This is a genomic window from Pseudomonas sp. ITEM 17296 (assembly GCF_028895205.1).
GTDB lineage: Bacteria > Pseudomonadota > Gammaproteobacteria > Pseudomonadales > Pseudomonadaceae > Aquipseudomonas > Aquipseudomonas kermanshahensis.
The window spans coordinates 1-1,794 of sequence record NZ_WJRS01000062.1 but is presented as its reverse complement, the minus strand read 5'-3'; the positions used below and the strand labels follow the sequence as shown (position 1 = coordinate 1,794).

Sequence of the window (1,794 nt, the reverse complement as noted above, 5' to 3'; positions counted from 1 at the left end):
GAGGGTCGTATGAGCCATGCCGATGAGATTCTTTCGGTAAACAACATCTTCAAAGTGTTCGGCCCCAACCCGAACATGGCCATGGAGATGCTCCGCAAGGGCGCCGACAAGAACGAAATCTTCAGCAAGACCGGCCACGTCGTCGGCGTGTTCGATGCAAGCTTTTCCGTCAAACGTGGCGAGATCTTCGTCATCATGGGCCTGTCGGGCTCGGGCAAGTCGACCATGGTGCGGCTGTTCAACCGCCTGATCGAACCCACCGCCGGCAGCATCCACCTCAACGGCCGCGAAATCACCGGCCTGTCCGATAAAGCCCTGCTCGATGTGCGCCGCAAGGAAATGGGCATGGTGTTCCAGTCCTTCGCCCTGATGCCGCACATGAGCGTGCTGCAGAACACCGCCTTCGGCCTGGAAATTGCCGGCGTTGCCGAAACCGAACGCCACCGCCGTGCCCGCGAGGCGCTGAGCCAGGTCGGCCTGGCCGGCCACGAGCATAGCTACCCGCACCAGCTGTCCGGCGGCATGCAGCAGCGCGTGGGCCTGGCCCGGGCGCTGGCCAACGACCCGACCATCCTGTTGATGGACGAAGCCTTCTCGGCCCTCGACCCGCTGATTCGCAACGAGATGCAGGGCGAGCTGATGCGCCTGCAGGCCGAGCAGCAGCGCACCATCATCTTCATTTCCCACGACATCGAGGAAGCCATCCGCATCGGCCATCGCATCGCGATCATGGAGGGCGGCCGGGTGGTGCAAATCGGCACCCCGCAGCAGCTGATCAACCAGCCGGCCAACGATTACGTGCGCGCGTTCTTCAAGACCTTCAACAGCCGCTGCCAGTGTTCCAGCCTGGCCAACAGCACGCCGTTGCAGTCCCTGAGCCGCCACTGACCCCCGCGAGGTTTGCCCCATGTCCGAATTCAGCCTGCTCGACCCGTTCCAGGCGGCCACCATCCCCCTGGGCGACTGGGTCACCGCTACCCTCAACTTCCTCGTGCACAACTTCCGTGAGGTGTTTCGCGCCATCCGCTGGCCGATCGACCAGGTGCTCAACGGCATCGAGTTCGCCCTGCAGAGCATCCCGCCCACCATTGGCATCCTGCTGTCGTCCTTGCTCGGCTGGCAGCTGGCGGGCAAGCGCATGGCGCTGCTGTGCTTCGTCACCCTGACGCTGCTGGGGCTGATCGGCGTGTGGTCGGAGTCGATGACCACCCTGGCGCTGGTGCTCACTTCGGTGTTTTTCTGCGCGGTGATCGGCATCCCGCTGGGCATTGTCTGCGCCCGCAGCAACCGCCTGGAAAGCATTATCCGCCCCGTGCTCGATGCGATGCAGACGCTGCCGGCGTTCGTCTACCTGGTGCCGGTGGTGATGCTGTTCGGCATCGGCAACGTGCCGGGCGTGCTGGTGACCATCGTGTTTGCCCTGCCGCCGCTGGTGCGCCTGACCAACCTGGGCATCCGCCAGGTGCCGGAAGACAAGATCGAAGCGGCCCGCGCCTTTGGCTGCACGCCGCGCCAGATGCTGACCCGCGTGCAGCTGCCGCTGGCCACCTCGACCATCATGGCCGGGCTCAACCAGACCCTGATGCTGTCGCTGTCGATGGTGGTGATCGCCTCGATGATCTCGGTCGGCGGCCTGGGCCAGATGGTGCTGCGCGGCATCGGCCGGTTGGACATGGGCCTGGCCACGGTCGGTGGCATGGGGCTGGTGCTGTTGGCGATCTTCCTCGACCGCCTGACCCAAGCCATGGGCGCGCGCACCAATGCCGACCCGAGCCTGCGCTGGTACCACACCGG

1 protein-coding gene and 1 pseudogene are annotated in these 1,794 nt (G+C 65.0%); both read left to right on the top strand.

Annotation, left to right across the window (positions count from 1 at the left end; translation table 11 throughout):
• Positions 1-9: 9 nt before the first annotated feature.
• Positions 10-828 (top strand): annotated as a pseudogene (locus tag GIB19_RS28015) (quaternary amine ABC transporter ATP-binding protein); the annotation flags it as partial.
• A gap of 79 nt (positions 829-907) precedes the next feature.
• The coding region (gene proW / locus GIB19_RS28010; RefSeq protein ID WP_274888840.1) for a glycine betaine/L-proline ABC transporter permease ProW at positions 908-1,794 on the top strand (887 nt) is incomplete at its 3' end.